Annotated in this window: 22 protein-coding genes; 19 read left to right on the top strand and 3 right to left on the bottom strand. The window is 74.7% G+C overall.

The annotated features are described in order from the left end of the window. Positions 1–26: 26 nt before the first annotated feature. From ACFQ8T_RS02940 to ACFQ8T_RS02950, 3 genes are all read left to right on the top strand, one after another. The gene (locus tag ACFQ8T_RS02940) at positions 27–815 is read left to right on the top strand and encodes a DinB family protein (RefSeq protein WP_430545055.1); all 789 of its coding nucleotides are present in this window, start codon (positions 27–29) and stop codon (positions 813–815) included. Positions 816–840: 25 nt separating this feature from the next. Further along, on the top strand, positions 841–1,926 hold the full coding sequence (ychF, locus tag ACFQ8T_RS02945; RefSeq protein WP_430545056.1) for a redox-regulated ATPase YchF: 1,086 nt from the start codon (positions 841–843) through the stop codon (positions 1,924–1,926). A 94-nt stretch (positions 1,927–2,020) separates the two neighbouring features. Then, complete coding sequence (locus ACFQ8T_RS02950) at positions 2,021–2,545, top strand: hypothetical protein (RefSeq protein WP_430545057.1); 525 nt, start codon at positions 2,021–2,023, stop codon at positions 2,543–2,545. Here the strand turns inward: ACFQ8T_RS02950 and ACFQ8T_RS02955 are convergent. Further along, a complete protein-coding gene (locus ACFQ8T_RS02955; RefSeq protein WP_430545058.1) occupies positions 2,460–2,801 on the bottom strand; it encodes a YciI family protein in 342 nt (113 codons plus the stop codon). The two genes, ACFQ8T_RS02950 and ACFQ8T_RS02955, sit on opposite strands and share 86 nt — an antisense overlap. A 91-nt stretch (positions 2,802–2,892) precedes the next feature. Between ACFQ8T_RS02955 and ACFQ8T_RS02960 the strand changes: the two genes are divergently transcribed. Then, positions 2,893–3,378 (top strand): acetyltransferase, encoded by a 486-nt coding sequence (locus tag ACFQ8T_RS02960; RefSeq protein ID WP_430545059.1) that lies wholly within the window; start codon positions 2,893–2,895, stop codon positions 3,376–3,378. Positions 3,379–3,409: 31 nt separating this feature from the next. Here the strand turns inward: ACFQ8T_RS02960 and ACFQ8T_RS02965 are convergent, their stop codons facing one another. Further along, positions 3,410–3,994, bottom strand: a complete 585-nt coding sequence (locus tag ACFQ8T_RS02965) for an ArsR/SmtB family transcription factor (protein ID WP_430545060.1) — start codon at positions 3,992–3,994, stop codon at positions 3,410–3,412. 51 nt (positions 3,995–4,045) lie between these two features. On the opposite strand from ACFQ8T_RS02965, the gene ACFQ8T_RS02970 reads away from it, so the two are divergent. After that, positions 4,046–4,636 (top strand): dienelactone hydrolase family protein, encoded by a 591-nt coding sequence (locus ACFQ8T_RS02970; protein WP_430545091.1) that lies wholly within the window; start codon positions 4,046–4,048, stop codon positions 4,634–4,636. Positions 4,637–4,655: 19 nt separating this feature from the next. On the opposite strand, the gene ACFQ8T_RS02975 is transcribed toward ACFQ8T_RS02970, so the two are convergent. Next, positions 4,656–6,257 (bottom strand): alcohol dehydrogenase catalytic domain-containing protein, encoded by a 1,602-nt coding sequence (locus ACFQ8T_RS02975; protein WP_430545061.1) that lies wholly within the window; start codon positions 6,255–6,257, stop codon positions 4,656–4,658. Between the two features lie 144 nt (positions 6,258–6,401). Between ACFQ8T_RS02975 and ACFQ8T_RS02980 the strand changes: the two genes are divergently transcribed. The 14 genes from ACFQ8T_RS02980 (at position 6,402) to ACFQ8T_RS03045 (ending at position 23,123) form a co-directional block, all read left to right on the top strand. Continuing rightward, entirely contained in the window at positions 6,402–6,821 is a 420-nt protein-coding gene (locus ACFQ8T_RS02980; RefSeq protein WP_430545062.1) for an oxidoreductase, read from the top strand. Positions 6,822–6,854: 33 nt separating this feature from the next. Continuing rightward, positions 6,855–7,310 (top strand): SRPBCC family protein, encoded by a 456-nt coding sequence (locus tag ACFQ8T_RS02985; RefSeq protein WP_430545063.1) that lies wholly within the window; start codon positions 6,855–6,857, stop codon positions 7,308–7,310. A gap of 80 nt (positions 7,311–7,390) precedes the next feature. After that, complete coding sequence (locus ACFQ8T_RS02990) at positions 7,391–8,158, top strand: phosphatase PAP2 family protein (protein WP_430545064.1); 768 nt, start codon at positions 7,391–7,393, stop codon at positions 8,156–8,158. 77 nt (positions 8,159–8,235) lie between these two features. Then, positions 8,236–8,625, top strand: coding sequence for a hypothetical protein (locus ACFQ8T_RS02995; protein ID WP_430545065.1), 390 nt, complete (start codon positions 8,236–8,238; stop codon positions 8,623–8,625). 200 nt (positions 8,626–8,825) lie between these two features. Beyond that, positions 8,826–9,635 carry a GNAT family N-acetyltransferase gene (locus tag ACFQ8T_RS03000; RefSeq protein ID WP_430545066.1) on the top strand — a complete coding sequence of 270 codons (810 nt, stop codon included), beginning with the start codon at positions 8,826–8,828 and terminating at the stop codon, positions 9,633–9,635. Between the two features lie 10 nt (positions 9,636–9,645). Next, a complete protein-coding gene (locus ACFQ8T_RS03005; RefSeq protein ID WP_430545067.1) occupies positions 9,646–9,861 on the top strand; it encodes a hypothetical protein in 216 nt (71 codons plus the stop codon). Positions 9,862–9,898: 37 nt separating this feature from the next. After that, entirely contained in the window at positions 9,899–12,871 is a 2,973-nt protein-coding gene (locus ACFQ8T_RS03010) for an FtsX-like permease family protein (RefSeq protein ID WP_430545068.1), read from the top strand. After that, positions 12,871–15,609 carry an FtsX-like permease family protein gene (locus tag ACFQ8T_RS03015; RefSeq protein WP_430545069.1) on the top strand — a complete coding sequence of 913 codons (2,739 nt, stop codon included), beginning with the start codon at positions 12,871–12,873 and terminating at the stop codon, positions 15,607–15,609. Before ACFQ8T_RS03010 ends, ACFQ8T_RS03015 begins: the two co-directional genes overlap by 1 nt. A 68-nt stretch (positions 15,610–15,677) precedes the next feature. Continuing rightward, positions 15,678–16,625, top strand: coding sequence for an ABC transporter ATP-binding protein (locus ACFQ8T_RS03020; protein ID WP_430545070.1), 948 nt, complete (start codon positions 15,678–15,680; stop codon positions 16,623–16,625). Continuing rightward, positions 16,622–17,353 carry an ABC transporter ATP-binding protein gene (locus tag ACFQ8T_RS03025; RefSeq protein WP_430545071.1) on the top strand — a complete coding sequence of 244 codons (732 nt, stop codon included), beginning with the start codon at positions 16,622–16,624 and terminating at the stop codon, positions 17,351–17,353. Before ACFQ8T_RS03020 ends, ACFQ8T_RS03025 begins: the two co-directional genes overlap by 4 nt. A gap of 211 nt (positions 17,354–17,564) precedes the next feature. Next, complete coding sequence (locus ACFQ8T_RS03030) at positions 17,565–19,244, top strand: ABC transporter substrate-binding protein (protein WP_430545072.1); 1,680 nt, start codon at positions 17,565–17,567, stop codon at positions 19,242–19,244. A gap of 204 nt (positions 19,245–19,448) precedes the next feature. Further along, entirely contained in the window at positions 19,449–20,375 is a 927-nt protein-coding gene (locus ACFQ8T_RS03035) for an ABC transporter permease (RefSeq protein WP_430545073.1), read from the top strand. Next, positions 20,368–21,345 (top strand): ABC transporter permease, encoded by a 978-nt coding sequence (locus ACFQ8T_RS03040; protein ID WP_430545074.1) that lies wholly within the window; start codon positions 20,368–20,370, stop codon positions 21,343–21,345. Before ACFQ8T_RS03035 ends, ACFQ8T_RS03040 begins: the two co-directional genes overlap by 8 nt. After that, positions 21,342–23,123 (top strand): dipeptide ABC transporter ATP-binding protein, encoded by a 1,782-nt coding sequence (locus ACFQ8T_RS03045; protein WP_430545075.1) that lies wholly within the window; start codon positions 21,342–21,344, stop codon positions 23,121–23,123. The genes ACFQ8T_RS03040 and ACFQ8T_RS03045 overlap by 4 nt, the downstream gene beginning before the upstream one ends. The last annotated feature ends 83 nt before the right edge of the window (positions 23,124–23,206 follow it).

The following is a 23,206-nucleotide window of genomic DNA, read 5'->3' on the forward strand; positions in this document are numbered from 1 at the left end:
TCGGTGCCCGGACCTACGGTCGGCGCATGACGACGTACGGGCCGGACGACGAGCTGCGGGGCGCCCGCTTCGTCGAGGCCGACATGACGGGCGCCACGTTCCGCCTCGTGCGGCTCGACGGCGTGCGGTTCGACCAGAGCTTCATGCCGGGGGCCGTCATGCGCGGCGTCGACCTCTCGGACGCCGACATCGACGGCGAGATCACCGGCCTGCGCGTCAACGGCGTCGACGTCGCGCCGCTGGTCGAGGCGGAGCTGAACCGGCGGTACCCGGGGCGCGAGCAGGCCCGGTCGGCGGACCTCGCCGAGCAGCGGGCGTCGCTGGACGCGGCGCTGCGCGCCTGGGACGCGCACCTCGCGCGGGCGGCCGCGCTGGCGCCCGGCGCGGTCGACGAGCAGGTCGACGGCGAGTGGTCGACGGCGCAGACGCTGCGGCACCTGGTGTTCGCGATGGACGGCTGGATCCGGTACGGGCTGCGGGGGATCGACGACCCGTTCTGGTACGCCGGGCTGCCGTTCACGGAGTACGAGCCCGAGGTGGCGGCGCTGGGCGTCGACCTGGCGGCGACGCCGTCCCTGGCGGAGACCCTCGCGACGCACGCCGACAGGATCGCCCAGGTGCACGCCGTCTACGACGAGCTCACCGGCACCGACGTCACGGTCGACGCCCCGCGCCTCCCGCCGTGGGCGCCCGAGGGCCTCACGCGCGCGGTGCACCAGAGCCTCGGCGTCGTCGCCCGGGAGCACTGGGCGCACCTGCAGTTCGTCGAGCGCGACCTGGCGACCCTGGAGGAGCGCTCCCGGGCGGCCCGCTGACCCCCGCCACGTAGACTCTCCCGACGTGGCACTCACCATCGGCATCGTCGGCCTGCCCAACGTCGGCAAGTCCACGCTCTTCAACGCCCTCACCCGCAACCAGGTGCTCGCGGCGAACTACCCGTTCGCGACGATCGAGCCCAACGTCGGCGTGGTCCCGCTCCCGGACCCGCGGCTGGACCAGCTCGCGGAGATCTTCGGCAGCGAGCGGATCCTGCCCGCGACGGTGTCGTTCGTCGACATCGCGGGCATCGTCAAGGGCGCCTCCGAGGGCGAGGGGCTGGGCAACAAGTTCCTCGCGAACATCCGCGAGGCCGACGCGATCTGCCAGGTCACGCGCGTGTTCGACGACGGCGACGTCGTCCGCGTCGAGGGCTCGGTGGACGCCGAGGGCGACATCGAGACCATCTCCACCGAGCTGATCCTCGCCGACCTCCAGACGCTGGAGAAGGCGCTGCCGCGGATGGAGAAGGAGGTCAAGATCAAGCGGGGCGACGCCGCGCTGTTCGCGGCCGCCACCACCGCGCAGAAGATCCTCGAGTCCGGCACCACGCTCTTCCAGGGCGCCAAGGCGGAGGGCCTCGACCTCGCCGACGTCGCGTCGTTGCAGCTGCTCACGGCCAAGCCGTTCATCTACGTGTTCAACACCGACGAGGCCGGCCTCGCCGACACGGGGATGCAGCAGCGCCTGCGCGACCTCGTCGCCCCCGCGGACGCCGTCTTCCTCGACGCGAAGTTCGAGTCCGAGCTCGTCGAGCTCGAGGAGGACGACGCCAAGGAGATGCTCGCCGACTCCGGCCAGGAGGAGGCGGGGCTCGACCAGCTCGCGCGCGTCGGCTTCCACACGCTCGGCCTGCAGACCTACCTCACGGCCGGCCCCAAGGAGTCCCGCGCCTGGACGATCCGCAAGGGCTGGACCGCCCCGCAGGCCGCCGGCGTCATCCACACCGACTTCGAGCGCGGCTTCATCAAGGCGGAGGTCATCTCGTTCGACGACCTCGTCGAGGCCGGCTCCGTGCAGGCCGCCCGCTCCGCCGGCAAGGCGCGCGTCGAGGGCAAGGACTACGTCATGCAGGACGGCGACGTCGTGGAGTTCCGCTTCAACGTCTGACGTCTCGTCCCGATGCCACGGCTCACCCGCGAGGGTGAGCCGTCTGCCTCCTGCGGAGGATCCCGGGGCGCGCTGACCCGGTCAGCCTGGAGGCATGGACACGACGACCGACCCGCGCCCCCTCGTCCCGACCCGCCCGTTCTCCCGCCCCCGCCGGATCGCCGGTGGTGTCGGCACGCTCGCGCTGGTCGGGCTGGGCGTCGCCCACACGGTCACGAACGCCCTCGGCCTCGCCTCCGACCGGGAGGCCTCCTGGCCGCTGTTCCTGATCTTCGGGACGGGGCTCAGCCTGGTGCTGTGGGCGATCGCGGCGGTCGCATGGCGGTACTCGCGTCGTGGATCCGGGCGCGTCGCGCGCGCCGTCGTCCTCGTCGCCGGCGTGCTCTGCTGCGCGCTGGCCGTCAACGTGCTGCGGGTGCACCCCGAGGTCGTGCTCTCTCCCGCCGGCCCCGGTCCGTGGTCCCTCGTCGCCGGACCGGCGCTCTGCGTGGCGGCGGCGCTGCCGCGGCGACGGGGAGAGGTCGGGAGCGCCCTCAGAACACCCGGCGGACCTCTTGCGGCCAGCCGCAGGCCTCGGCGACCCGGCCGGCCCACGCCTTCGCGGCGTCGTCGTCGGTGACGTCGACGATCGTCAGGCCGCCGATGCGCTGCTCCGCCGGGGCGAACGGCCCGGCGGTGACCACCGGCGTGCCGCTGGTGGCGTCGGCGGTGAAGGCCGCGCCGTCGTCCTCGTCCACGCCGGCGGCGAACACGAGGACGCCGGCGTCCCTCATGTCGCCCACGACGGCGTTGGCGAGCGGCCCGCGCTCGGCGAACCAGTCAGGGCTGTGGTCGCCCACCCACTGCTGGTTGAAGTAGATGAGGTAGTGGCTCATCGTTCCTCGCCTCGTCGACGTCGTCGGGGACCCTGCGCAGGACGTTACCCGGACCTCCGTCGGCCGGCACGGGCCCTGGGAGGATGACCCCATGACCACGCCGCACCTCGACCCGGACCGCGTCCCCGAGTCGCTCGACCTGAGCGTCCGCCCCGGGGCGGGGCCGGAGGAGTACCCCCGCCTGGTCGAGATCTGGCGGTCCGCGGTCGACGCGACGCACGCCTTCCTGGCGGAGGACGACCGCGCGCGGATCGAGGAGCGGCTGGCGAGCGCGTACCTGCCGCACGTGCGGGTGCTCGTCGCCGAGCGGGCCGGCCGGGCCGTCGGCTTCGCGGGCGTCTCCGACGGGGCGCTCGAGATGCTGTTCGTCGACGCGGCCGACCGGGGGACCGGCGTCGGGCGCGCGCTCCTGGCCCACGTCGTCGACCGGTGCGGCGTGACGACCGTCGACGTCAACGAGCAGAACGCGCAGGCCCTCGGCTTCTACGAGCGCGCCGGGTTCACGGTGACGGGCCGGAGCCCGGTGGACGACGAGGGCCGGCCCTACCCGCTGCTGCACCTCACGCTGTCGAGGTAGCCCGGGCCCGGCCGCCCGTGCCCGGCGCCGGTCATCGCTCGTCGTCCGACGCCGGCGGGAGCTGCGGGTAGTCCGCCACCGGGTAGACGCCGACCGCGAACCCGTGCACGACGTCGCCGCGGCGGGGGAGGGCGTCGAACTCCTCCACGAGCGCCGCCATGCGCTGCCAGAACTCCTGCTTCTGCGCCTCGTCGATCCGCGCGTGCCGCAGGAAGCCCCACAGCTCTCCCTCGAGGTACGCGGGTCGGGACTCGCGGGCCGCGACCTCGAAGTCGTTGAAGTCCACCGGCCTCGCGCCGTCGGCCCCGGCGTCCGCCCCGTCGAGCGCGACGTAGAACAGCCGGGCGGTCCGGCCGTAGAAGGCCTCCTCGACGGCGCGGACCCGGCGCGTCCTGACCACCCGCAGCAGCCCGGCGTCGGCGAGCACCTTGACGTGGTGGGCGACCGTACTCTTCGGGCGGCCCACCGCTCCGGCGAGCTCGGTGACGCTCGCCGCGCGCTCGTGGAGCAGGCCGAGGATCGTGGTGCGGAGCGGGTTGCCGAGAGCCCGGACCTGGTCGGGGCCGGTCAGGGCGATCCGGTCCTCGAGCTCGTAGTCGGGGGTCTTGCCGTCCATGGTCGACGATACTAACGTTCTGGAACGTTCGAAGTTTTTGGATCGTACCTGCTGGATCCTCGAGGAGGAGCCATGGCCGAGATCATCCTGTTCCACCACTCCCAAGGGCTGACGCCCGGGATCCGGGCGTTCGCCGACGAGCTCGCCGCGGCGGGGCACACCGTGCACGTCCCCGACCTGTTCGACGGCCGGACCTTCGACGACGTCGAGACGGGCGTCGCCCACGCCCAGGAGCTCGGGTTCGACACGGTGATGGCCCGGGGCGTCGCCGCCGCGGAGGAGCTCCCCGCGGAGCTCGTCTACGCGGGCTTCTCGATGGGGGTCATGCCGGCGCAGCGGCTCGCCCAGACGCGGCCGGGCGCCGTCGGCGCGCTCTTCGTCGACGCGTGCCTCCCGGTCGAGGAGTTCGGGACCTGGCCGGACGGTCTGCCCGTGCAGATCCACGGCGGCGTGGACGACGACTGGTTCGCGGAGGACCTCGAGTCCGCTCGCGCGCTCGCGGGCTCCGTGCCGACGGCCGAGCTCTTCCTCTACCCGGGCACGGCGCACCTGTTCGCCGACCGGTCGGTGCGGGGGCACGACCCCGCGGCGGCCGCGCTCCTGAGTGAGCGCGCCCTGGCGTTCCTCGGCACGTGGGCGTGAGGCGTCGTCGCCGGCCGGTTCAGCCGGCGTCGGCGACCTCCCGGTCGGCGACCCTCTCGAGGACGAAGTAGTAGAGCGCGCCGCCGTCGGCGGTGTCCCGTCCCGTCATCACGCCGAGGACGGCGTGGTCCGACAGGCGGGTGAAGTGGTCGATCACGGGCTGGCCGTCGTAGACCATCGACGCCGTGACGACGCCGTCGTGCTCCACCGCGCGCAGGGTGGCGCCGCCGCGGGCGAGGCGGGCGTCCGCGACGAGGGCGCCGTCGGGCGTCTCGCAGACCAGGGGGGACACGTCGTCGTCGGCGCGGAACAGCTTCCCGTACCAGCCGGTGCGGACGAGCAGGCGCTGGGTGCGGTGCTCGGTGCTCACCCCGAAGCCGCGCCACAGCCCGCGCAGCTCGTCGGTCCGCACGGGCGGGAGCGAGCGCCACAGCGCGGGGAGGTCGGCCGCCGGGACGCGGCCGTCCCGCAGCAGGTCCGCCAGGGCGGCCGCGTCGGCCGGGACGACCGGCGCGGCAGGGACCGCGCCGTCGTCCATCAGCAGCACGGGTTTGATCGTGCGGCCGGCGCGGAGGTCGTCGATCGCCGACCCGACCCGGGCGAACGGGTAGCCGCGCACGAGCCGCTCGACCGGCAGCCGGCCAGCGCGCCACAGCGCGACCAGGGTGGGCACGTCGCGATGCACGACGGCGTCCCCCTCGATGACGCCGGTGAGCGTGCGGCCCCACAGCACCTGCGTCTGCGACACCGTGACCCGGTTCGCCCCGGCGTGCAGCGCCACGGTGGCGCACACGCCGCGCGGGGCGAGCGCGGCGAGGGCGAGGTCGGTGGTCTCCTGCCGCCCGACGGTGTCGAGCACGTGCGTGGCCGCGAGCGTGCGGGCCGGCACGTCCTGCGGGGCGAAGGCGTCGGTCGCGCCGAGCTCGAGCGCCAGGGCGCGGCGGCCGGGGTCGGGGTCGCTGACGACGACGCGACCCACGCCGCGGTGCCGGGCCGCCATGACGCCGGCGAGCCCGGTCGTGCCCGCGCCGACGACGAGCAGCGTGTCGTGCGGGCCGGGGGCCAGGACGTGCAGCACCGTCCCGGCGCCGGTGAGGACCCCGCAGCCGAGCGGGGCCGCGACCTCCCAGGGCACGTCGTCGTCGATCCGGACCGCGTTGGTGGTGCGTGCCAGCGCGTGCGTCGCCCAGGACGACTGGGCCATCCACCCGGTCGTCGCCGCGGCGCCGTCGGCGTGGGCGCGCGACCGCGGGCGGTAGTTGAGGCCGGCGAAGTCGTCGCAGGAGGCGGGGTGGCCGGCGGCGCACGACCGGCACCGTCCGCACGAGTCGAAGCTGAGCACGACGTGGTCGCCGGGCCGGAGCGAGCCGACACCCGGCCCGACGGCCTCGACGACGCCTGCGCCCTCGTGCCCGAAGATCGCGGGGAACCGGTCGCCGGCGCCGCCCGCGATGCCGAAGAGGTCGGTGGGGCAGACGCCGGACGCGTGGACGCGGACCAGCACCTCGCCGTCGCCCGGAGGATCGAGCGTGACGTCCGTGAGCATCGCCGGGCCCCCGGCCTCGCGGACGACGGCCGCCCGGGCCGCCGTCGCCGCCGCCGGGTCGAGCAGGTCGGGCATCGCGGGCTCCCTCGCGTCGTCGTTTCGTGCGTCGTCTCGTGCGTCGTCGTGCCCGAGTGTGGCAGCGCGCCGGCCGGAAGTCACGGATCTTGTGAATCGTGATTCACAGGTGGGCGGCGCGTGCGCGGCGTGGATACTGGGGGCATGACCCTGTACGACGACGTCGGGGGCTTCGACGTCCTGCTGGCGGTGTGCCGCCGCTGGAACGTGCTCTGCCTCGCCGACCCGGTGGCGGCGCACCCGTTCTCGCACGGCACGCTGCACCCGCAGCACGACGAGCGCCTCGCCGCGTACCTGGCCGAGGCGCTCGGCGGCCCGCGCCTGTACACCGGCGGCTACGGGGACGAGTCGAGGGTGCAGCGCATGCACGCGGGCAACGGGGAGCACGCCGAGCTCGACGAGGTCTGCGTCGGGCTGTTCCGCCGGGCGCTGGACGACGTCGGCGTCCCGGCGTCCGCAGCCGCGAGCCTGGCCGGCTTCTTCGAGCGGCAGACCGTCGCGATGCGCGCCTACGACCGCAGCCGCGACGACGTGCCGGCCGGGCTCCCGCTGCCGCGGGCGTGACCGCGCCCGCCGTCGGGGGCCTACCATCGCCGGGTGCCGACGATCGTGCTGACCACCGAGATCCCGGCGTCCCCGCCGGCGTGCTTCGCGGCGAGCCTGTCGGTGGACGCGCACACGGCGTCGATGCGCCGCTCGGGGGAGCGGGCGGTGGCGGGCGTGACGTCGGGCGTCATGGGGGCCGGCGACACGGTGACCTGGCGTGCGCGCCACTTCGGCGTCCCGTTCCGCATGACGTCGCGCATCAGCGCCCACGACGCCCCGCACTGGTTCGTCGACGAGCAGGTGGCCGGGCCGTTCCGCCGCTGGTGGCACGAGCACCGGTTCGAGGCGACGCCCGGCGGCACCCGGACGACGGACACGGTGGAGTTCGCCGCCCCGGCCGGGCCGCTGGGGCGACTGGTGGAGCGCTTGGTGCTCACCCGGTACATGACGCGCCTGCTGCACACCCGCAACGCGTGGCTCGCGTCGGCGCTGGCGCCACGCGCCTGACCCGGCCCGACGGAGAACGTGCGGCACACCACACACGGTCGACCAGGTGACGCCCAGGCGGGCTGCTTACCCTGGGCGCGATGTTGCTCCAGGCTCCTACTGCGCCCGCGCGCGCCCTCGACAGCTCGCGCGTCGCCCCCCGGGCGGGGCGCTCCCGGCGGCCGGAGGACCCGCTCGGCCGGCTGACCACGGCACCCGCCCTCCTCGGGGGGCTGGTCGCGGTGACGCTGCTGGCGGCCGGGCCGTTCCGGGGCGTCGACGAGGACGCGCACGGGTACTGGGCCAGGTCGTTGACGCCGGGGCTGCAGCCCTTCATCCAGCACGTGCTCGACCCGATCGCCGGGCAGGCGGTCTGCCTGCCGGTCCTGCTGGCCGTCGCGGCCACCCTCTCGCGGCGGCACCGCACGTGGCGTCCGCTGTGGTGCGCGGCCATGGCCGAGCTGGCGTTCTACGGCGGGGTGGGGCTGCTCAAGGTGGTCCTCGCGCGGCCGGCGCCCACGACGGACGACGCCGACCTGTTCGACGGCGGGCTGCGCCAGCTCGGCTGGAGCGGCATCAGCTTCCCGTCGGGCCACGCGGCCGAGGCGGTGCTGATCTACGGCACGGCCGTCTACCTCGTCGGGCGCTGGACGAACGCGTCGTCGCGCACGATGACGACCCTGCGGCTCGGCGTCGGCCTGGTCGCGCTCAACGCGGTCGCGGTGTCCTACTACCTCGGCTGGCACTGGATCAGCGACCTGGTGGGCGGGCTGCTCGTGGGCGGCCTGCTGCTGCGCCTGCTGGTCGAGGCGGACCGGCGCGGCTGGTGGCCGCGGCCCTGGCGCGCGGTCGTCGCCCGGCACCTCTGAGCGCCGCTGCCGCACGGGCCGGGTCCGTGCGGCGGGCGGGCTTGCGCGGCCTCCGCCGGCCTGGGAGCGTCGGCCGGATGAGCCGACCCGCACCCGTGCCCCCGACGCGGGGCCGTCATCTCGCCGCGTTCGTCGGCGGGCTCCTCGTGGCCAACAGCGCGCCGCACCTGGCGTCGGCCGCGACGGGACGGGAGCACCTCACGCCGCTGGCGGGACGCGGGTCGTCGCCGCTGGTCAACCTCGTGTGGGGCGCGGCCAACCTGGCCGGCGGCCTGGCGCTCGTGCGCGCGGCGGCCGGCCCGGGCCGGCGCTGGGACCGGCGGCTCGTGGCGTTCGAGCTGGGCGCCGTGACGTTCGCCGCCTGGATGGCCGCGAGCGAGGGGCTGGCGCCGCTGAACTCCGTGCCGGTGACCTCCGTGCCGCACGGCGATCAGACCACGACCGCGGCGCCGGGCGGCGCCAGGTAGATCCCGCCGGACGCGCGGCCCAGCCGGCGCCGGGCGCGCTCCGACGCGCGCAGCCGCCACGACCTCCGGTCGGCGAGCAGGGCGTAGGAGAGTCCACCAGGGCGGGGCGCCGATGCTCACGGACCGGAAGTGCATGCCCGCTCCATGCATCCCTGTGAAAACCGTTGCCCCGCATGCCGGGCTCTGGAAGGGTGTCCGCCGTGAATGCACCTGCTGCCGACGTCGACGTCGCGCGCCTCCTCGCCGCCTACGACGACCAGCTGAGGACCGACGCCGAGACACCGAGCGCCGTCGCCGTGACCCGCCTCGGACCGTTGCGCCTCGTCACCTTCACGGGCGGGCGCGGCTTCGTCACCTACCGTGACCTCGGCGGCGCCGACGCGGCGACGATCCGCGGGTTCGTCGCCGCGGCGCTCGCGCACTTCCGCGACGACGCCACGATCACCAGCGCCGAGTGGAAGACCCGCGGCCACGACGTCGCGCCCGGCCTGCACGAGGCGCTGGTCGACCACGGCTTCGTGCCCGAGGAACCGGAGTCGATCATGATCGGCGACGCGCGGCTCCTCGTCGCGGACGTCCCGCTGCCGGAGGGCGTGACCCTGCGCCGTATCACCGCGGAGGCGGACGTGCGCGCGATGGCCGCGATGGCCGACGAGGTCTTCGGCGACGACCCTGCCACGTCGGGGCACGCCGACCAGATCCTGCTGCGGCAGGAGCGCGACCCCGAGATGGAGCTCTGGGTCGCGGAGGCGGACGGTCAGGTGATCAGCGCCGGGCGCCTGGAGCCCGTGCCCGGCACCGAGTTCGCCGGGCTCTGGGGCGGATCGACCCGCCCCGAGTGGCGGGGACGCGGCATCTACCGCGCGCTGACCGCGGCGCGCGCCCGGTCCGCCGTCGAGCGCGGCAAGACGTACCTGCACAGCGACTCGACCGAGTTCTCCCGCCCCATCCTGGAACGCTCCGGCCTGGTGAAGGTGTCCACCACCACGCCCTACGAGTGGCGTCGCTGAGGGGGGCTCCGTGGGCCTCGAGGACGACCCGTTCGAGCACCGGGTCACCAAGGACGGCAAGGTTCTCGTGAGCCGCGGCGGCCGGCCGGTCGTCACGGTGGCCGGGGCGCGCGCCGCCCGCCTGGCCGCGCTGCTCGGCCGCGACCCCGAGACCGACCAGGAGCTGCTGGCCCGCGCGACGGGCAACTACCGGCGCGGCAACGAGAAGCGGGGCCACCGCCCGTGACCGCGCCCCGCGGAGCGCCCGTCGTCGGGGCAGGCCGGTGAGCCGCGGCCGGCTGCTGGCACGCCGCTCGGGCGCGCGCCGCGGGCTGCTGGTCCTCGTCGCGCTGCTGGTCGCCACCGTCGCGGCGGCGCTCGGCACCGCCGTCGGGGCGGTCCGCGCCGCCGAGGCGGACGTCGTCCACGACGGGCTCACCCGGGGCGGCGTCCCGGCCGAGGTGCAGGTGACCACCCGGCTCGCCCCGGAGGCGGACGCCGCGGCGCAGGACGCGGCGCTGCGCGCCGACGTCGACGCGCTCTTCGCCCCCGCGCCGTACGACCTGGTCCGCGAGGAGGTGCCCGACGACGACTCCGACGACCCGTTCGTGCGCTGGACGCTCACGCCCGACGTCGCCGCCACCGGCACCGCGGACCTCGCCGTCCTGGCCGCCGGGTCCGACGCTCTCCTCGACACGGTCCTCGCCGACGACGCCGTCGCCGTGCGCGGCGCGACCATGACCGGGGACCTCGCGGAGCGGGCCGCCGCCGCGGCCGCCGCGGCTGCCGCGGCGAAGGCCGTGGCCCTCGTGCCGATGCTCGTGCTCGCGCTGGCGGGCGCGGTCGCCGTCGCCCAGGTGGCGCGGCTGCTCGCGGCCACCCGGGCGGGGGAGGTGCACCTCCTGGTCTCGCGCGGGGCGTCGGCGGGTCAGCTGACGGCGTCCGCGGCGTCGGAGGCGGCGCTGGTCGTCGTGGGCGGCGCGGCCGTGGGCGCGGGCGCGGCGGCGGCCGTGCTGGCGGCCCAGGGCGCCTCCGCGGGATCCCTCGCGGGGATGCTGGCGCCCTCGGTCGTGGCGACGGCGTTGGGTGCGCTGCTCCTGCTGGTGGCGGTCGGCGGCCTGCAGGCCCGGGCCGCCGCGGGGCTGCGGGTCACGGACCGGTCGGGTCGTGCGCGGCGGGCCGCCACGTGGGGGACCGTCGTGCTGGTGGCCGTGGCCGCCGGGATCACCACGTGGCTGCTGCGGCGGTACGGCTCGCCCCTCGTCCCCACGCCCGACGGCGGCCAGACCGACCCGGCGGCCGCCGCGGCGCCCGCTCTCGTGCTCGCGGCCGCGGCCGTCGGGGCGGTGGCGCTGCTGGGACCGCTGTCGCGGGCCTGGGCGGCGCTCACCGCGCGCCGCCCGGGCACGCGGGTGCTCGCGGCGCGGCAGGTGGCCCGACGGCTCGCGGTCACGGCGGTGCCCGTGGTCCTGGTCGTGGTGGCCGCGGGGAGCGTGGTGCTCGCCTCCGCGTACACCGGGACCGGTCAGCACCTGCGGGAGGCGGCCGCCGGCGTGGCCGCGGGCAGCGACGTGCGCGTCGTCGCGACGGAGGGGACGCCCGGGCCCGTCGCGACGTACGCGGCGCTGCCGGGGGCGGCGGACGCCGCCCCCGCGCGGGTGTCCGAGGCGGTCGTGGACGGCGTCCCGCTGTCCACCACGGGCCTTCCGCCCGACCGGGTCGCGTCGGTCGCCCGCGGGCCGCACGGGCAGCAGGGCGTCGACGAGATCGCGGCGGCGCTGGACGGGCCCGGCCCGTACGCGGACAACCCCCGGCTCCCGGCCGGTTCCACCGGGCTGGTGCTGCACGTCACGGGGCAGTACTACGTCGTGGACGAGGCGGCCACGGCGGAGTCGTCCACGGCCGGGGTGGGCGGCGAGCCGGCCTCCTGGGACTCGCTCGTCGCGGAGGACGGGCCCATGGCCTCCGACCGGGGGCCGCTGCTCGCGCTCGAGGGGTCGACGGTGGGGATCACGCTCTGGCTCTCCGACCCGGACGGGCAGCGCGTCCCGGTCGACGTGGAGGACCTCGACGTCGATCTCGACGGCGACCTCGACGGCGGCCTGGACCGGGCACGCCCCGTCGGGCCCGAGGAGCGCACGCTCGAGCTCCGCGCCGAGGTGCCGCCCGCGCCCGCGGGCGCCGACGGGGACCCGGGGGAGTGGACCGTCGTTGCGCTCGACACCCAGCTGCCGTCGTCGCGCAGCACGCTCACGACGCTGCGGCTCTCCGTGGACGGGGTGGTCGTCACCGCCGACGACGGCGCGACGACGCAGGTGGACGTCGCGGGCGCCGACTGGGCCCCCGCCCGCGACGACCCGAGGGCGGACGCCGTCTACGGCGCCCGCCAGGGCTCGGGCCTGAGCCTCGCGACGCAGGTCGACCACGAGGCGATGCCCTCGTCGTTCCGCGTCATGGTCGCGGGCTCCGGGCGGCAGCCGGCCCGCGCCGTCCTGTCCCAGGACCTGGCCCGGCTGCTCGACGTCACCACCGGGGGCACGACGGAGGTGCCGCTCGGCGAGGGCGGGCGGCTGTCCGTGCAGGTGGTCGACGTCGTGGACGTGGTGCCGGGCTCCCTGCACCGGGACGCGGCGATGGTGCGGCTCGACGAGCTCCAGGCGGCGTCCCTGCGCCTCGCCACGGTGGTCCCCGGGGCCGCCGAGACGTGGGTCCGTGCCGTGCCCGGAGCCGACGTCGACCGGCTGGCCGCGGCCGCCCAGGACGCCGCCGGGACGGCGCCGGTCCAGGTCACGACGTCGACCGGGTCGGAGGGGTCCGACGCCGCGGGTCCGGTGCGCCAGGCGTTCGCGGTCGCGGCGCTCGCGGCCGCGGCGCTCGCCCTGGTCGGCGTGGGTGCCGTGAGCGTGGCCGGCGTGCGGGAGCGGCGCGGAGAGGTCGCGGTGCTCCGCGCCGTCGGGCTCCCGCCCCGGGCGCAGGGCGCGAGCCGCGCGACCGAGCTCGCCGTCGTCACGGCCGCCGCGCTGGTCGCGGGGCTCCTGGCCGGGTGGGCCCTGGCGGCCGCGACGGTGCCGGGCCTGGCCGCGGCCACGCTCACCGGGTTCGCCGTCGTCCCGACCCCGGACACGGCGTACGCGCCCGCGGCGGCGCTCGTGCCCGGGGGCCTTCTCGTCGCGGGTCTGGCCGCCGTCGCGCTGGTCGTGCGGGCGGCGGTCGCCGCGCAGGCGCGCGACGGCGGCTACCGGGAGGAGGTGCGCTGATGCTGTGGCTGCTGCTGCGCCGCCACCTGCGTTCCGCGTGGGGGACCGCGCTGGTCCTCGCGGTCGTGACCGTGCTCGGGTCGGGCGCCGCCACTGCCGGCACCCGCGCGATCGGCGAGATGCGCTCGGAGCAGGTCACCTACGCCACCGAGCAGCTCTCGCCCCAGCGCCGGGACGTCTCGTCCCGGTCGTCGGTGGTGCCCGGCGGGGGGCTGTCGGCCACCGACGCCGTCATGACCGGGCCGGCGGGCGAGCCCGCCGTGCCGCCCGAGCCCCGGTGGGACGAGTTCCTCGACGGCATGGTGCGGCTGCGCGACGAGCAGCCGCGGCCGCTGCGCGACGTCCTCGGCGAGCCGTCGTTCGCCGTCTCCTCCCGGGAGGCGGTGACCGAGCAGGTGCCCGGGTCCGGGATCGAGATCCCGCAGGTCGTCATGCGGGCGTCGGTGCGGATGGCCGAGGACCTGCGGCTGGTCGAGGGCGAGTGGCCCGCCGCGACGCCGGTGGTCACGGGCTTCAACGGCCCGGAGGGCGACGAGCCCGTGCAGGTGGTCCTGTCCCGCTCGGCCGCGGAGACGCTCGGGTGGGAGCTCGGCGGCACCTACGCCGTGGACGTCTGGAAGTTCCCCCCGCTGCGCGTCGTCGGGCTCACCGAGCCCGTCGACCCCGACGCGAGCACGTGGTACCACCAGCCCTTCGGTCGCACCGCGCAGCTCGGCACGACGCCGTCCGGGTCCACGATCGCGACGGCGGCCGTCTACGTCGACCCGGCGATGATCGGCTCCCTCGCCTTCCGGGAGGCGCAGACCGAGCTCTGGTACCCCGTGACGGTCGAGGGCCTCCGGTCCGACGACGTCGCCACCCTCGCCGACCAGGTGCGCGGCTTCACGCACGAGACGCTGACCGTTCTGCCCGGCGACCCGGTGACCTTGCAGGCGCGCACCGCCCTCTCGGACGTGCTCGACGCGCTCCTGCGGGAACGGGTCACCACCGACGCCGTCCTCGTGGTGCTCGTGGTGGGCCCGCTCGGCGCGCTCGGCGCGGTCGTGGTGCTGGCGGCACGCCTGGTCGTGGAGCGACGCCGGTCGGCGCTCGCGGTGCTGCTCGCGCGCGGCGCGACCGGCACCCGGCTGCGGCTGCTCACGGCGACCGAGGGGCTCGCCGTCAGCCTGCCGGCCGCGGTCGTCGGGGTGCTGCTCGGCCTCCTGGTCCGTCCCGGTGCCGTGACCGGTACCCAGCTGCTGTGGGCCGCCGCGGCGGCGCTGGCGCCGGCCGTCGCGGCGGCCGCCGTGACGGTGCCGCGCTCGTTGCGCGGCGAGCGGCGGGACCTCGCGGCGGGCACGGGCGGACGGTGGCGCCGGACGGCGGAACTCGCGGTGGTCGGCGTCGCGGCGCTCGCGGCGGTGCTCCTGGCGCGCCGCGGCGTCGTGGGGGGCGCGGGGGACGGCGGGGTCGACCCGCTGGTGGCGGCCACCCCGCTGCTCGTGGCCGCCGCGGCCGCGCTGCTCGCCGTGCGCGTGATCCCGCTGCTGGCGCGCGGCCTCGAGCGGCTGCTGTCCCGGCGCCGCGACCTGGTGCCGTTCCTCGGCGCGGCCCGGGCCACCCGTGCCCCCGCGGGCGGCGTCGTGCCCGCGCTCGCGCTGGTGCTCGCGGTCTCCGTGGGGGCGTCGTCGGCGGTGCTGCTGTCGACCCTGGACGCCGGCGTGGCGCGCCAGGCGCACGTCGAGCTGGGGGCGGACCTGCGGGTCTCGGGACCCGCGCTGAGCGAGGAGACCGTGACGACGCTGCGCGGGGTCGACGGCGTCGCGGCGGTGGCGACGGCGTCCCGCGTGCCCGAGACCGGCCACCTGAGGTCGGCCGACGGGCGGACCCGCTCCGTGCAGGTGGTCGCCGTGGACGCGGTGGAGCTCGCCGCGGTGCAGGCCGACGTGCCGGACGCCCCGCTCGACGTCGTGGAGCTGGCCCGCCCGGCCGCCGACGGCGCCCTGCCGGTCCTCTCGCTGCGGGTCCCGGACGTCGCGGCGGGCACCACGGGGCTCGTCCTCGACCTGCAGGACGAGAGCGCCGACGTCGTGGTGGCCGGCGCGACGGACCGGGTGCCCGGCGTGATCGACGCGCCGTCGACCCTCGTGCTCGACGCGGGCGTGCTCGCCGGCCCGCTCGACCACGCGACCGAGCCGCGCACCGCCCTCGTGGCGCTCGACGACGGCGCGGACCCGGCGCGGGTCGCCGCGGCGCTGCGCGACGCGGTGCCCGGTGCCACCGTCGACGACCGCACGACGGTCGCCGCGGAGCTCCTCGAGTCGCCGGCGGCCCGGGGGATCGCGGCCGGGGCGCGGGTCTCCGTCGCCCTGGCGGGCGTGCTGGTCGCGCTCACCGTGGCCCTGACGCTGGTGCTGGCCGCCCCGGACCGGGAGCGCCTGCTCGCGGTGCTGCGCTCGATGGGGGTGCGGCGCTCGGAGTCGCGCGGGCTGGTCGCGTGGGAGGTGGCGCCCTGGGCCCTCGGCGCGCTCGTCGTGGGTGCGCTGGTCGGGGTCGCGGTGCCCGCCCTGCTGCGTGCCCGCGTCGACCTCACCGCACTGACCGGGGGCGGGCCGCAGCCCGCGCTCACGGTCGACCCGGTGCTCGTGGCGGGGGGAGTGGTCGGCTTCATGACGACGGTGGTCGTCGGGGCCGTGCTGGCGGCGGTCGCGGGGCGTCGCGGCGCGACGCCGGAGCGGTTGCGGGAGGCGGCGGAATGAGGGAGGACGGCTGATGGGCGACGGCGACGACGGTGACGACACGGTGGCGACGGGACGGTGGTGACGCGATGGTGGTGACCGAGGAGGAGGCCGGCTGGCCGCCGGCCGACGCCGCCCGCTCGGAGCCCGACGAGATCCGCTGCCGCGGGCTGGTGCGCATCTTCGCCACGGACGGCATCGAGGTGCAGGCGCTGCAGGGGCTGGACCTCACCGTCGACCGCGGGGGCCTGGTCGCCGTGGTCGGGGCGTCGGGCTCGGGCAAGTCGACGCTGCTCAACATCCTGTCCGGCATGGACCTGCCGACGGCGGGCTCCGCGGTGGTCGCGGGCACGGACCTGCTGGCGATGACGCGGCGCGACCGCGTGCGCTACCAGCGCTCCATCGTCGGGTTCGTCTGGCAGCAGACCGGGCGGAACCTGCTGCCGTACCTCACGGCGGCCGAGAACGTCCGGGTGCCGCTCGAGATCGCGCGCTCCGGCTCCCGAGCCGCGCGGGCGGCGCGCGTGGCGGAGCTGCTCGAGCTGCTCGACGTCGGGCACGTGGCGGACCGGCTGCCGGGCCAGATGTCGGGCGGGCAGCAGCAGCGGGTCGCGATCGCCGTCGCGGTGGCGGGCGCGCCGCGCGTGCTGCTGGCGGACGAGCCGACGGGGGAGCTGGACGAGGCGACGAGCGTCGAGGTGCTCGAGGCGCTGCGCGGGGTGAACGCGGCGACCGGGGTCACGACGCTGATCGTCACGCACGACCCGGCCGTCTCGGAGCACGTCGCGCGGACGGTGCAGATCCGCGACGGGCGCACGTCCACGGAGGTGCTGCGCCGCACGGAGGTGGACGAGGACGGCGCGCAGCGGCACGTCGCGGAGGAGTTCGCGGTGCTGGACCGCGTGGGGCGCCTGCAGCTGCCGCAGGACTTCGTCAGCGCCCTGGACCTGCGGGACCGGGTGCGCCTCGCCCTGGAGCCCGACCACGTCGAGGTCCGGCCGGACGGCCGGCGCGAGGGAGCGGGGGAGCGGCGATGACCAGCACGACGGCGACGACGACGGTGCTGCGCGCGAAGGGCGTCTCGCGCCTCTCCGGCAGCGGCGCGGGCGAGGTGCGGGCGCTGGAGGACGTGTCCGTCGAGGTCGGGGCCGGCGAGCTCGTCGTGGTGGTGGGGCCGTCGGGCTCCGGCAAGTCGACGCTGCTGCACCTGCTCGGCGGGCTCGACCGCCCGACCACCGGCACGGTGCACCTCGGCGCCGACCCCGCGGCGCAGGGCGGCCCGGGCGCCGTCGAGCGCGAGCTGGGCGGCCTGGGCGAGGACGAGCTGCACGCGGTACGCCGCACCGAGATCGGCTTCGTGTTCCAGTCGTTCGGGCTGATCCCTGTGCTGTCGGCGGCCGAGAACGTGGAGGTGCCCCTGCGCCTGGCGCGGGTCGACGCCGCCGAACGGGCGGCCCGGGTCGCGGAGGCGCTCGAGGCGGTCGGCCTCGCGGACCACGCCGAGCAGCGCCCGTACGAGCTCTCGGGCGGGCAGCAGCAGCGGGTCGGCGTGGCGCGCGCGCTCGTCGCCCGCCCGCGGGTGCTGCTCGCCGACGAGCCGACCGGCCAGCTCGACTCGACGACGGCCGCCCGCGTCATGGCGCTGCTGCGCGACCTGGTGCACTCGCGCGGGGTGGCCGCCGTCGTGGCGACCCACGACCCGGAGCTGGTGGCCGTGGCGGACCGCGTCCTCGTGGTCCGCGACGGCCGGTTGGCGACGGTATGACGGCGTCCGGGGCCGGCCGCCGGTCGTGTCCCGGAGGTTGCGCCCAGATACCGGATTGGTCACGGTTCCGGGTGCAAAGCGGGCGAAGGGTATGTGCGGGCCTCGAACCGTGACTAGAGTCACCCGCGCACAGTGCAGTGCGCGGGCACACGCGCCTGCACCTCACCGAGGGGTGATCCCCGCCGGTGAGCGACTCAACTCAGGAGGACACGTGACACCTCGACGACGACTTGCAGGCATCGGGGCCTTCACCCTCGCCTCGGCCCTGCTCCTGTCCGCGTGCGGTGGCGGTTCGGGCGACGACCCCGAGGCTGGCGGCGGCGGCTCGGACGCCGGAATCATCACCGTGCAGAACGGCGAGCCGCAGAACCCGCTCATCCCCACGATGACGAACGAGACCAACGGCTCGCTCGCCATCTCGAACGTCTTCGCGGGCCTCGTCTACTACGACGCCGACGGCCAGACGCAGAACGACATGGCGGAGTCCATCGAGTCTGACGACAACCAGACGTGGACGATCACCATCAAGGACGGCTGGACGTTCACCGACGGCTCGAAGGTGACGGCGCAGAGCTACGTCGACGCCTGGAACTACGGCGCGTACGGGCCCAACGCCCAGAACCTCAGCTACTTCTTCGAGCCGATCGAGGGCTTCGCGGACGTGAACTTCGCGGAGGACCAGCTGCAGGAGGACGGCAGCCCGAAGGAGGGCGAGAAGCCCGCCTCGGAGACCATGAGCGGCCTCAAGGTCGTCAGCGACACCGAGTTCACGGTCAAGCTCGCCCAGCCCGAGTCGGACTTCCCGATCCGCCTGGGGTACTCCGCGTTCATGCCGCTCCCGGAGGCGTTCTTCGACAACCCGGACGCGTTCGCCGACAAGCCGATCGGCAACGGCCCGTACCTGGTCGAGAACTGGACGCACAACGAGGTCATCGAGCTGCGCCCGAACCCCGACTACAAGGGTGAGCGCAAGGCGCAGAACGACGGCGCCGACCTGGTCGCGTACACCGAGGAGGACACGGCGTACAACGACCTCCTCGGCGGTCAGCTCGACATCGTGAAGAACGTGCCGTCGTCGTCGTTCGCGACGTTCGAGGACGAGCTGGGCGACCGCGCGGTCAACCAGGCCGCGGCCGTCATCCAGGTCATCAACGTCCCGGAGTACGTCAAGGAGTTCGAGGGCGACGCGGGCCTGCTGCGCCGCAAGGCCATCTCCATGGCGATCGACCGTGACCAGATCACCGAGACGATCTACAACGGCACCCGCACCCCGGCGAAGGACTTCACGTCGCCGGTCATCGACGGCTGGTCCGACACGGTCGAGGGCAACGAGGTGCTCGAGTACAACCCCGACGAGGCCAAGAAGCTCTGGGACCAGGCCGAGGGCGAGGACCCGGTCGGCAAGGACTTCACGCTGCAGATCGCCTCGAACGCCGACTCCGACCACCAGACCTGGGTGGACGCCGTCTGCAACAACGTCCGTAGCACGCTCGGCATCGGGTGCGAGTTCGACCCGTACGCCACCTTCGACGAGTTCCTCGACGCGCGTGACAACGAGCAGATCAAGGGCCTCTTCCGTGGCGGCTGGCAGGCCGACTACCCGGCGCTGAGCAACTTCCTCGGGCCGATCTACGGCACGAACGCCGGCTCGAACGACATGGGCTACTCGAACAAGGAGTTCGACGCCAAGCTCAAGGAGGGCAACGGCGCGACCGACCCGGAGGCCGCGATCAAGGCCTACCAGGAGGCGCAGACCATCCTGTTCGGTGACATGCCTGGTATCCCGCTGTGGTACCAGAACGCCACCGGTGGCTTCGGCGAGGACGTCGAGAACGTCGTCTTCGGCTGGGACAGCGACCCGATCCTGTACCAGGTCACGAAGCAGGGCTGACGCCCGATTCGGTGACGGCCGGCCGCGTCCGGTAGGTTCGCGGCCGGCCCACCGACGTCCGGAGGGCAGGGTGTGCCGATGCAGCACACCCTGCCCCCTATCCTTGTCCTGGCCACACCCGTCGTGGCCGTCGTCCTGGCAACGAGGCCCGAAACTTGAACCCGTGGCCCTGGGAATCCCGGGGCGAACGAGGAGACAACACACATGCTCTGGTATCTCGGACGCAGGCTCCTACAGGTGATCCCTGTGTTCCTGGGAGCGACGCTCCTGCTCTACGCACTCGTGTTCCTGCGGCCCGGAGATCCCGTGGCAGGCCTGGGCGGGGAGCGCGGTCTCCCCGAGGCCGTGCAAGCCCAGATTCGCGAGCAGTACAACCTGAACGAACCGTTCATCGTGCAGTACCTGCTGTTCCTCAAGGGCGTCTTCACGCTCGACTTCGGCGTCGACTTCCGAGGTCAGGACATCATGGACGTCATCGGCGCGGCGCTGCCGGTCACGTTCCAGCTCGCGATCATGGCGCTCGTCATCGAGGGCGTCTTCGGCGTCCTCTTCGGGCTCTTCGCCGGCATGCGCAAGGGCGGCTGGTTCGACGGCACCGTGCTGGTGATCAGCCTGCTCGTCATCTCCGTGCCGACGTTCGTCATCGGCTTCGTGCTCCAGTTCGTGATGGGCGTGAAGCTCGGCTGGTTCCCCGTGACCGTCGGCAGGGACCCCAACTTCTACAGTCTCCTGCTACCGGCGATCGTGCTGGCAGCGACGTCCTTCGCGTACGTGATCCGCCTGACCCGCACGTCGGTCGCGGAGAACCTCAGTGCCGACTACGTCCGCACCGCGCGAGCGAAGGGGCTCCGTCGCTCGCAGGTCACCGGCCGCCACGTGCTGCGCAACTCGCTCATCCCCGTCGTCACGTTCCTGGGCGCCGACCTCGGCAACCTCATGGGTGGCGCGATCGTGACGGAGGGCATCTTCAACATCAACGGCGTCGGGGGGACGCTCTACCAGGCGATCATCCGCGGCGAGAACATCACCGTCGTCTCGCTCACGACCGTGCTGGTCATCGTCTACATCCTGGCGAACCTGCTCGTCGACCTCCTCTACGCCGCCCTCGACCCGAGGATCCGTTATGCCTGAGAACCGATACGAGACCGTGCCCGGCGGACGGCGACCGCGCCCCGGGCAGGAGCACTTCGCCGCCGAGGTCGACGAGGGCGGCCTGGGTGCCGTCGACGCGGTCAAGACGGACGAGGCGCCCTCCAGCCTGTGGCGCGACGCGTGGCGCGAGATGCGCCGGCGCCCCATGTTCTGGGTCGCGGCCGCGATCATCCTGCTCGTCATCACGGTGGCGGCCTTCCCGGGCTGGTTCACGTCCGTGCACCCGCGCTTCGACTGCGAGCTGGCCAAGTCGCTCGCCGGCCCCGAGCCCGGGCACCCGTTCGGCTTCGACAAGCAGGGCTGCGACATCTACGCGCGCACCATCTACGGTGCCCGTGCGTCCGTGCTCGTGGGCGTCATGTCCACGGCGATGGTCGTGATCCTCGGCACCATCATGGGCGCCGTCGCCGGCTACTTCGCCGGCTGGTTCGACGTCATCCTGTCGCGCATCACCGACATCTTCTTCGCCATCCCGCTGGTGCTGGCCGCCATCGTCATCATGTCGATCACCACCAACCGGACCAGCTTCACCGTCGCCCTGGTGCTCGCGTCGTTCGGGTGGACGTCCATCGCCCGTATCACGCGCGGCACCGTGATGTCCGTGAAGAACAACGAGTTCGTCACCGCCGCCCGCTCGCTCGGCATGGGGCGCGGCAAGATCCTGCTGAGGCACGTGCTGCCGAACTCGGCGGCGCCGATCATCGTGTACGCCACGGTCGCGCTGGGCACGTTCATCGTCGCCGAGGCCACGCTGAGCTTCCTCGGCATCGGCCTGCCGCCCAGCACCGTGTCGTGGGGCGGGGACATCTCGCAGGCGCAGCGGGCGATCCGCCAGGCGCCGGAGATCCTCTTCTACCCGGCCGCGGGCCTGGCGATCACGGTGCTCGGCTTCATCATGATGGGCGACGTCGTGCGCGACGCCCTCGACCCGAAGGCACGGAAGCGATGACGACACAGTTCCCAGTGACGAACGGCAACCAGCCCGTCGGTGAGGGCGCCGGCCGCAGCTACGAGGCGGGGACCGACAAGCCCCTGCTCGAGATCAGGGACCTGCAGGTGTCGTTCACGACCTCGGAGGGCGTCGTGCACGCCGTCCGCGGCGCCGACATCACCGTGTACCCCGGTCAGTCGGTCGCGATCGTCGGCGAGTCCGGGTCGGGCAAGTCGACCACCGCGCACGCCGTGATCGACCTGCTGCCCGGCACCGGCAAGGTGACCGGCGGCAGCATCAAGTTCGACGGTCGCGAGATCGTGGGCCTGCCCCGCACGGAGATCGAGGCGATGCGCGGCCGGGACATCGGCCTCGTCCCGCAGGACCCGATGTCGAACCTCAACCCGGTGTGGCGCATCGGCACCCAGATCGAGGAGGCCCTCAAGGCCAACGGCTTCGAGGGCGGCAAGCGGGAGCGCAAGGAGCGCGTCGCCGGCCTGCTCCAGGAGGCCGGGCTGCCCGACGCCGAGCGGCGGGCGCGCCAGTTCCCGCACGAGTTCTCGGGCGGCATGCGCCAGCGCTCGCTCATCGCGATCGGCCTGGCCTCTCGGCCGAAGCTCCTCATCGCGGACGAGCCGACGTCGGCCCTGGACGTCACGGTGCAGCGGCAGATCCTCGACCACCTCGAGGTGCTCACGCAGGAGCTCGGCACCGCCGTCCTGTTCATCACCCACGACCTGGGGCTGGCCGCGGAGCGCGCCGAGCACCTCGTGGTGATGTTCAAGGGCCGCGTCGTCGAGTCCGGCCCTGCCCGGCAGATCCTCGCGAACCCGCAGCACCCCTACACCCAGCGTCTGGTGGCCTCCGCGCCGTCGCTCGCGTCCCGCCGCATCCAGGTGGCGCACGAGCAGGGCGAGGAGTCGGACGAGCTGCTGGCGCCCGACCTCGAGGCGACGATCCCGCTCCACGGCGCCGGCAAGGCGGCACAGCCCGACCTCGTCGTGGCGAAGAACCTCACGAAGGTCTTCACCATCCGCGGCGGACGCCCCGGTGCCTCGACGGACTTCAAGGCCGTCGACGACGTGAGCTTCACGCTCAAGAAGGGCCACACGCTCGCGCTGGTGGGCGAGTCGGGCTCCGGCAAGTCCACGGCCGCGAACATGGTCCTGGGTCTGCTGGACCCGACCTCGGGCGTCGTCGAGTTCGACGGCGCGGACGTCGCGAAGTACTCGCCCAAGGAGGCCTTCGCGTTCCGCCGCCGCATCCAGCCGGTGTTCCAGAACCCGTACGGCTCGCTCGACCCGACGTTCTCCATCTTCCGGTCGATCGAGGAGCCCCTGGCCCTCCACAGGGTCGGCGGCAAGAAGGAGCGCGAGAAGCGGGTGCGGGAGCTCCTCGACATGGTGGCGCTGCCCCAGTCGGCGATGCGCCGCTTCCCGAACGAGCTCTCCGGCGGTCAGCGGCAGCGCATCGCCATCGCGCGGGCGCTCGCCCTGCGTCCCGAGGTCATCGTGCTCGACGAGGCCGTGTCGGCCCTCGACGTGCTCGTCCAGGCGCAGATCCTGGAGCTCCTCGGGAACCTGCAGGAGGAGCTGGGGCTCTCGTACCTGTTCATCACCCACGACCTCGCGGTCGTGCGGCAGATCGCCGACTCGGTGGTCGTGATGCAGAACGGTCGGGTCGTGGAGCAGGCCACCACCGACGAGGTGTTCGACAACCCGCGCCAGCAGTACACGCGCGACCTGCTCGCCGCCATCCCCGGTGCGGGGCTGGAGGGCGCGGCGATCGCGGGCTGAGCTCCCGACGCGGCCCGACGGGGGCCGGCGCACGACCTGGTCGGGGGGCCGCCCCCCCGCGGCGGGGTGGCGGTGTGGGGGCC

Origin of the sequence: Isoptericola sp. NPDC056618 (assembly GCF_042792715.1) — a bacterium.
GTDB lineage: Bacteria > Actinomycetota > Actinomycetes > Actinomycetales > Cellulomonadaceae > Isoptericola > Isoptericola nanjingensis.

Coding starts and splice junctions, on each gene's coding strand:
- ACFQ8T_RS02940 (WP_430545055.1), top strand. CDS start 27: ATGACGACGTACGGGCCGGACGACGAGCTGCGGGGCGCCCGCTTCGTC.
- ACFQ8T_RS02950 (WP_430545057.1), top strand. CDS start 2,021: ATGGACACGACGACCGACCCGCGCCCCCTCGTCCCGACCCGCCCGTTC.
- ACFQ8T_RS02955 (WP_430545058.1), bottom strand. CDS start 2,801: ATGAGCCACTACCTCATCTACTTCAACCAGCAGTGGGTGGGCGACCAC.
- ACFQ8T_RS02960 (WP_430545059.1), top strand. CDS start 2,893: ATGACCACGCCGCACCTCGACCCGGACCGCGTCCCCGAGTCGCTCGAC.
- ACFQ8T_RS02965 (WP_430545060.1), bottom strand. CDS start 3,994: ATGGACGGCAAGACCCCCGACTACGAGCTCGAGGACCGGATCGCCCTG.
- ACFQ8T_RS02975 (WP_430545061.1), bottom strand. CDS start 6,257: ATGCCCGACCTGCTCGACCCGGCGGCGGCGACGGCGGCCCGGGCGGCC.
- ACFQ8T_RS02980 (WP_430545062.1), top strand. CDS start 6,402: ATGACCCTGTACGACGACGTCGGGGGCTTCGACGTCCTGCTGGCGGTG.
- ACFQ8T_RS02990 (WP_430545064.1), top strand. CDS start 7,391: ATGTTGCTCCAGGCTCCTACTGCGCCCGCGCGCGCCCTCGACAGCTCG.
- ACFQ8T_RS02995 (WP_430545065.1), top strand. CDS start 8,236: ATGAGCCGACCCGCACCCGTGCCCCCGACGCGGGGCCGTCATCTCGCC.
- ACFQ8T_RS03015 (WP_430545069.1), top strand. CDS start 12,871: ATGCTGTGGCTGCTGCTGCGCCGCCACCTGCGTTCCGCGTGGGGGACC.
- ACFQ8T_RS03020 (WP_430545070.1), top strand. CDS start 15,678: ATGGTGGTGACCGAGGAGGAGGCCGGCTGGCCGCCGGCCGACGCCGCC.
- ACFQ8T_RS03025 (WP_430545071.1), top strand. CDS start 16,622: ATGACCAGCACGACGGCGACGACGACGGTGCTGCGCGCGAAGGGCGTC.
- ACFQ8T_RS03035 (WP_430545073.1), top strand. CDS start 19,449: ATGCTCTGGTATCTCGGACGCAGGCTCCTACAGGTGATCCCTGTGTTC.
- ACFQ8T_RS03040 (WP_430545074.1), top strand. CDS start 20,368: ATGCCTGAGAACCGATACGAGACCGTGCCCGGCGGACGGCGACCGCGC.
- ACFQ8T_RS03045 (WP_430545075.1), top strand. CDS start 21,342: ATGACGACACAGTTCCCAGTGACGAACGGCAACCAGCCCGTCGGTGAG.